We start from the raw sequence: 6,237 nt of genomic DNA on the forward strand, positions 1-6,237 counted from the left end.
GCGCTACGCCTTCCAGCCGGTGAGCGAGTTCCGGCGTCCCAGGACGCGGTCCACCGCGTCGAGGATCCGGTCGAGGTCGGGGAGGAAGTGCTCCTCGAGCTTCGCCGGCGGGTACGGCACGTCGAAGCCGGTGACCCGGGCCGGGGCCGCCTCGAGGTGGTGGAAGCACCGTTCGGTGATGCTCGCGGCGATCTCGGCGCCGAGGCCGGCGTGCTGGCTCGCCTCGTGCGTCACGACCAGGCGGCCCGTTCTCCGCACGGACGACTCGACGGTCTCGAGGTCGAGCGGCGCGAGCGAGCGCAGGTCGACCACCTCGATCGAGATGCCGTCGTCCTGCGCCGCCAGCGCGGCGTCGCGGGCCGTCGTGACGAGGGGTCCGTAGGCGACCAGGGTGACGTCGTCACCAGGGACGACGACGCGGGCGCGGTCCATCGGGAACGTCGAGGCGTCCAGCGTCTCGTCGACCTCGCCCTTGACCCAGTAGCGGCGCTTGGGCTCGAAGAAGATCACCGGGTCGTCGCACGCGATCGCCTGCCGCAGCATCGTGTGCGCGTCCTGCGGGTTCGAGCAGGTGACCACGCGCAGCCCGGCCGTGTGGGCGAAGTACGCCTCGGGCGACTCCGAGTGGTGCTCGACCGCCCCGATCCCGCCGCCGTAGGGCACGCGGACCGTGATCGGCATGGTGACCGCGCCCTGGGTCCGGTAGTGCAGCTTGGCGACCTGGGCGACGATCTGGTCGAACGCCGGGTAGATGAACCCGTCGAACTGGATCTCGACGACCGGGCGGTAGCCGCGGTACGCGAGCCCGACCGCCGTGCCGAGGATGGCCGACTCGGCGAGAGGGGTGTCCATGACGCGCTCGGTCCCGAAGTCGCGCTGGAGGCCGTCGGTCACGCGGAACACCCCGCCCAGCCGGCCGATGTCCTCGCCCATGAGCACGACCTTGGGGTCGTGCTCGAGTGCACGTCGCAGACCGGCGTTGAGGGCGGCCGCCAGGGTGCGCTCGCTCATCGCCCGCCCCCCTCGAACATCGCGAGGTACGCCGCGTACTGGCTTCGCTGACGCACGAGCCAGGTGGTCGGCGAGGTGTAGACGTGGTCGAAGACGCTGAGCGGCGGGGGAGCGTCGAGCCCCGTGCACCCGCGGCGCATCTCGGCCGCGAGCGCGTCTGCCCTCGACCGGACGGCGGTCGCCCGCTCCTCGGTGAGGTGACCGCTGCGCTCGAGCAGCCGTTCCACCCGCAGGATCGGGTCCTTCGCCTCCCACGCCTGCTGCACCGCGGGGTCGACGTAGCGGCTGGGGTCGTCCGACGTCGTGTGCGGGCCTCGGCGGTACGTGACGGCCTCGATGAACGTCGGCCCCGCGCCGCGTCGGGCCCGGTCGAGCGCCTGCCGGGTCGCCGCCATCACGGCCAGGACGTCGTTGCCGTCGACCCGCAGGCTGGGGATCCCGAAACCGGGCGCGCGATCGGCGAGGGGACGCATCGCCTGCAGCCCGACAGGTTCGGAGATCGCCCACTGGTTGTTCTGGCAGAAGAAGATCACCGGCGCCGCGAAGCTCGCGGCGAACACGAGGGCCTCGTTGACGTCGCCCTGGCTGGTCGCGCCGTCGCCGAAGTAGGCGATGGCGGCCGAGTCGACGCCGTCCATGACGCACCCCATGGCGTAGCCCGTCGCATGGAGGGTCTGGGCGCCGATGACGATCGACGGGGTCGCCATGCCGATCGACCGCGGGTCCCATCCCGCCTGGGCGGTGCCCCGCCACACCCGCATGAGGTCGGTCATCGTGACGCCCCGGGTGTAGGCGACAGCGCTCTCGCGGTAGCTCGAGAACACGAAGTCGTCACGGCGCAGCGCGCGGCCGGAGCCGATCTGCGCGGCCTCCTGCCCGAGCAGCGGCGGCCACAGGCCGAGCTGGCCCTGCCGCTGGAGCGCGACCGCCTCGATGTCGAGGCGGCGGACCACCACCATGTCCTCGTACAGCGCGGCCAACCGCTCGTCGTCGACGTCGGCCACCCAGGGGTCGAGGTCGGCGTCCGGACGCCGAGCCCCGTCGGGCGTGATCAGCTGGAGCACCGCACCGGGCGTCCTCGGGTGGGGGCCGGTGACGCCGGCGCGACGGTCGGCAGGGTCGAGCTCGCCCGCCTGGGCGTCGTCGGTCCGGTCGTCGTGGGCGGATGTCCGGGAGATCTCTGAACGCAACATGTTTCGCTCCGTACGTCGACGGCAGCCGCGCTCTTGTGGAGCTTGGGCGCCATTGCCCGCGTGTCCGCTCACCGTACGACCGCTGGTCAACGGGTTCAATCGTTCGCGCAGCGACTGAGCAGAATGCTCACTCCGCCTGAGTCCTTCGGTGTTAGCGTGCGCGACATGCGCCGACTCGACGGTACGGACGTCCGCCTCCTGCTCGCCCTCGTCGCGGACCCGCGCGGCACGGTGGTGGCCTTCGCTCAGGCGCTCGGTCTGTCGCGGAACACCGTCCAGGCCCGGATGACGGCGCTCGAGTCACGCGGGGCGCTGCTGCCGTTCGACCGCCGCATCGACCCCGTCGCGCTCGGCTACCAGCTCACGGCCTTCATCACGGTGCACGTCCACCAGCCGCGGCTGCCCGCCATCGTGCAGGGGCTGGCCCAGATCCCCGAGGTGGTCGAGGCCTACGGGCTCAGCGGCCCGTCGGACCTGCTGCTGCGCGTGGTCGCGCGCGACGCCGAGGACCTGTTCCGGATCAACGGCGCGGTGCTCGCGGTGGCCGGCGTCGAGCGCGCGGAGACCTCCCTCGCGATGGGCGAGGTCATCCCGTACCGGATGGTTCCCCTGCTCGAGGCGAGCGGCCGAGCGCACCCCGCGACGGCGCACGAGACCCTCGGTTGACGACCTCCCGCCGACGCGACGATCGACGCCTCGGGCGGCGTGCGGAACCGGACATGCCGTCGCATCTCGGGGTCGCTCCTGTCGTCGGTCGTGACGCACCCGGTCACCTCGCCGTGTTCGCTGCGTGGTAGGGCGGGCGGGATCAACGGGTCCGAGCGGCGAGCTGGGCCTCGTACAGGGACGCCGGCTCGAGGCCGGGGCGTCCGGTCCCCTCGGCGTGGCCCTCGGGGCCGTCGAAGGGTCCGTCGCCGGTCACGTCCCCGACGCAGCCCACGGCGTAGTTCTGCGCGGTAGGTGGTCGTTGCACGACGAGCCGGCTGTCTCCGACGTCGCACGCCCAGGCCACCGAGTGCACGGCCGACCAGCCGTGGCCCGTGCCGTAGTCCCCACGGTTGTACAGCCCGAGCGTCCGGTCCGTCGCCGGTGCGAGCTCACGGTGGATGTCGAAGAGCAGGCCCTGGCTCCATCGCCGATGCCCCTCCGACGACGCGAGGCTGCCTGTCGCCGTCGTGCGGTGGAACACGACCCCGGACACCGAGCTCGTCCCGTTCGAGACGTACGCGTGCCGGCCGCCCTCCGCGTGACAACCGGTGAAGAGCACCTGCTGGGAGCCCCGATCGGCGTTGAAGTTGTAGCGGCGTCCGCCCGTCGTCCGCGCCGCGGGCTCCAGCGCACGGCAGTCCACGACGGTGACCCGGTGGGCGTTCGTCGTCACGACTCCTGCCTGCGTGAAGTGCACGACCGTGCACCGACGCACCCACGCGTCCTCGACGAGGCGGAGCCGGATGCCGTTCTTGGCGTGTCGCTCGTCGTCCGCGGCGGTGGCCGCGATGTCGAGCCTGAGGTCCTCGACCCCGACGTCGGTGACCAGTCCCGACCGGTCCCGGACGGAGAGCCGGCTCTGGCTCAAGGACCGGTCCAGCGTCGTGAACACCGGCACGTCGAGCGTGACCACGTCACCCGCGACGTCGGTGATCCGCCGGTGGTAGACGATCGGCAGGCTGCCGACCTCCCAGCGCTCGTCCCGTCCGGTGCCGCCGTGGTCGACGGCGTCGAGCCACCTCTCGCTGCACGGGTGCACGACGACGACCGGGGTCCCCGGGCGCAGACCCGCGACGTCGGCGACCGCGAACGACGCCGCAGCCACGGGGACGACGTCGCTCGTGATGTCCGTCCGCGTGCCCCGGACCTCGCGCTCGCCGTCGCCCTCGCCACCGACGACGACCACGTCCCGCTCCGGGGGGTCGTCGCCGACCGCGCGCAGGATCGTGGCCGTGCTCGGGTCCGTTCCGTCCCCGGCGCCACGCAGCACCACGCCCGACCGGTCGAGACGGAGCGTGCCCGCGAGGGTGTAGGTGCCCGGCGCGAGCACCAGGGCGCCGCGCACGCCGCGGTCACCGAGGGGAAGCGCCCCGACCGCGTCGAGCGCGCGCTGGAGGTGCGCGGTGTTGTCGCCGTCGATCGGCTCGATGGTGCGCGCTGCCGGCACGTCGGGCAGCGGCCGGCCGCCGCCGCCGTAGCCGGCCTGGCCGAAGTCGGGGATCCGCAGCCCGTCGTCGTGGCGGTACGCCAGGCGCCCGTCCGTCACCGAGACGAGCTCGGACTGCCACCGCCCCGGCGAGGAAGGGGTCGTGCGCCCGGGCGACCGGGCTCCGGTGGGTGCGGGCGCCTGCGGCTCCTCGGTGCAGGCCGCGAGGACGCTCGCGGCCGCGGCTCCGGTCACGACGAGGAACGCGCGCCGCGACACGGGGCGCCTTCCGTCGGGCGCGGTCATGAGGGCCATCCTCCGCCCGGCTGTCGTCAGGTGCCAGGCGATCAGCCTGCTGGGGCCAGAACCCGAGCGCCACCCTCGTGCTCGTGCTCGTGCTCGTGCTCGTGCTCGTGCGTGGGAGGGGGCCGGCATGCGCCTCCGTCGTGGGTGCGGCAGAGGGCTCCGACCGACGCCGTGATCCGGGTGGCCGCGATCTGCGTCTGCGTGGCCACGCCCGCGCTGCCGGACGCGGGCCTGGTGCCGAGCCTCCGGGCGGCCTCGGACGTGCTCGGGGCAGGACGGTTCGGGGCCGTCGCCGCGGCGGCGGGCGCCGGCAAGACCGTCGTCGTCGTCGGCGACGGCGCGGCGAGGAGCTCCTCTACTCGGGGTTCCACCTGAGCGGTGGACCGGCTCCCGTGCGTCGGGCGATCAAGGTGCTCCTGCGCCCGTGACGCGCGGCCGCGCGTGCGCGGTCGCTGGTGCGGGGCGGTCTCGTCCGACCCCCGGGTGAGGTTGTCGGTCGGGCGGATCCGGCGCGCCGGGGATCCTCAACGACCGGCGCTCACCGCCGAACTGACGGCAGGTGGCCGTGGTCGGCCGTCCGGACCCACCGGAGGACGTCGCAGCGTGACGCATCCCCGCACGTCCGAGCTCGTCGGCGGAACCGGGCGTTGCAGTCACCGCGAGAAGCCATCGATCAACCAGGTCTTCGAGGGAAGTCAGATCATCCCAGCCTTGACCAGTGCCTCGAGATAGTGGGCGAACGCCCAGTCGTTGATGTCTCCGCGCCTCATGGTGGGGTAGGTCGGTACCGGGCCGCCGCCCCGCTCGGGACGCCCCACCCACGCCGTCAGACGATCGATGAGCGGCCCTGAATGGCCGTAGACCTTGAATCCTGTGACGAACTCGCCCTCCTGCTCGAGCACGACCGAACTCCGCTGCCCAAGCGCATGCTGCGTGAGGAGAAGGCGGTAGGGAAGCCCTTTGTCGTCGGCGAACAGATAATGCCAGTAGAATCTGTCCTTCTCCTCTGCAGGCATCGTCTGAAGTTCGCGTGCCTCGTCGTCGTAGATCCGGTCCAGAACGTCTTCATTCGTGATCGTCATGAGGCGAGTGATCAGGTTCTCCCTGACTTCCTCGTCGTTCCGGTAGTCTTCCTCGGTGATTATGTACAGCGGAATCTCGTACGCGCGGTACTCGCGAGCGAGCCGCTGGACCAGCTCGTCGACGGTGACCGGCGGCGGCATGACGGCACGCCAGCGGTCGAGGAGCTCGTGTAGACGCGTATCCATCACGGTCGAGGGCTTCCGAAGAACGCGTGCATGCTTGGGGACCGATTCGCGGGATGGTAGTGATAGAGTTTTCCGTGCCCGTCGTTGTCAATTTCCGGGCCCACCGCGGGCGCGTTCCTGACTCCAGTAGCAACAGCCTTGGCCCCGTTTTGCGTGCGTGACCAGGTGTCGCCGCTAGAACGGCCGCGCTGAATTACCGGCTCATCGCGATTGAGGGTGTAGTCGGGGTCTGAAGCCGCCGGTCTCGAGCAGGCTTCTGGCGATGTAGTTGGTGAGGTTGCGGAAGCCGAGGGCGGAGCCGCGCAGGTGTTCGAGGCGCCCGTTG

5 protein-coding genes and 1 pseudogene are annotated in these 6,237 nt (G+C 71.8%); 2 read left to right on the forward strand and 4 right to left on the reverse strand.

Annotated features, from left to right (window positions below):
• Nucleotides 1–3 precede the first annotated feature (3 nt).
• Together HIR71_RS14425 and pdhA are read right to left on the reverse strand one after the other, a co-directional pair.
• Entirely contained in the window at nucleotides 4–1,011 is a 1,008-nt protein-coding gene (locus tag HIR71_RS14425; RefSeq protein ID WP_169325767.1) for an alpha-ketoacid dehydrogenase subunit beta, read from the reverse strand.
• A complete protein-coding gene (gene pdhA / locus HIR71_RS14430) occupies nucleotides 1,008–2,204 on the reverse strand; it encodes a pyruvate dehydrogenase (acetyl-transferring) E1 component subunit alpha (protein ID WP_169325768.1) in 1,197 nt (398 codons plus the stop codon). The genes HIR71_RS14425 and pdhA overlap by 4 nt, the downstream gene beginning before the upstream one ends.
• Before the next feature lie 165 nt (nucleotides 2,205–2,369).
• Here pdhA and HIR71_RS14435 point away from each other — a divergent pair, with 165 nt between their 5' ends.
• On the forward strand, nucleotides 2,370–2,870 hold the full coding sequence (locus HIR71_RS14435) for an Lrp/AsnC family transcriptional regulator (protein WP_169325769.1): 501 nt from the start codon (nucleotides 2,370–2,372) through the stop codon (nucleotides 2,868–2,870).
• A gap of 142 nt (nucleotides 2,871–3,012) precedes the next feature.
• Here HIR71_RS14435 and HIR71_RS14440 read toward each other — a convergent pair whose 3' ends face one another.
• On the reverse strand, nucleotides 3,013–4,644 hold the full coding sequence (locus tag HIR71_RS14440) for a pectate lyase family protein (protein ID WP_169325770.1): 1,632 nt from the start codon (nucleotides 4,642–4,644) through the stop codon (nucleotides 3,013–3,015).
• A 201-nt stretch (nucleotides 4,645–4,845) separates the two neighbouring features.
• Between HIR71_RS14440 and HIR71_RS14445 the strand changes: the two are divergent.
• A pseudogene (locus HIR71_RS14445) lies at nucleotides 4,846–4,986 on the forward strand (zinc-binding dehydrogenase); the annotation flags it as partial.
• A 353-nt stretch (nucleotides 4,987–5,339) separates the two neighbouring features.
• On the opposite strand, the gene HIR71_RS14450 reads toward HIR71_RS14445, so the two are convergent.
• Nucleotides 5,340–5,915, reverse strand: coding sequence for a hypothetical protein (locus HIR71_RS14450; protein ID WP_169325771.1), 576 nt, complete (start codon nucleotides 5,913–5,915; stop codon nucleotides 5,340–5,342).
• Nucleotides 5,916–6,237 lie beyond the last annotated feature (322 nt).

Source organism: Cellulomonas fimi (genome assembly GCF_012952065.1).
Lineage (GTDB): Bacteria > Actinomycetota > Actinomycetes > Actinomycetales > Cellulomonadaceae > Pengzhenrongella > Pengzhenrongella fimi_A.